Origin of the sequence: Streptomyces murinus (assembly GCF_002154555.1) — a bacterium.
Lineage (GTDB): Bacteria > Actinomycetota > Actinomycetes > Streptomycetales > Streptomycetaceae > Streptomyces > Streptomyces murinus.
The window spans coordinates 1-325 of record NZ_MUNF01000948.1; the positions used below are offsets into that span (position 1 = coordinate 1).

Sequence of the window (325 nt, forward strand, 5' to 3'; positions counted from 1 at the left end):
CGGGCTATGTACGCGTTCAGTCCCGCCTGCGAGCGATGTGCACGTTCTCCAGCACGCCGAGCGCGTCGGGGACGAGGACTGCGGCGGAGTAGTACATGCTGACGAGGTAGGAGGTGACCGCCTGCTCGTTGATGCCCATGAAGCGCACCGACAGGCCCGGCTCGTGCTCCTCCATCAGGCCCGTCTGCCACAGGCCGATGACTCCCTGGTTCTCCTCGCCCGTGCGCATCGCGATGATGGAGCTGGTCTGCTCCTCGCTGATCGGGATCTTGTTGCAGGGCAGGATCGGGACCCCGCGCCAGGCCGGGACCGTCTGGCCGCCGAC

The 325-nt window shown here is 67.4% G+C and carries 1 pseudogene (cut by a window edge); it reads right to left on the minus strand.

The features are described from left to right. Positions 1 to 16: 16 nt before the first annotated feature. Positions 17 to 325: pseudogene (locus tag CCN72_RS36805) on the minus strand (family 2B encapsulin nanocompartment shell protein); it runs 1,007 nt beyond the window's last position.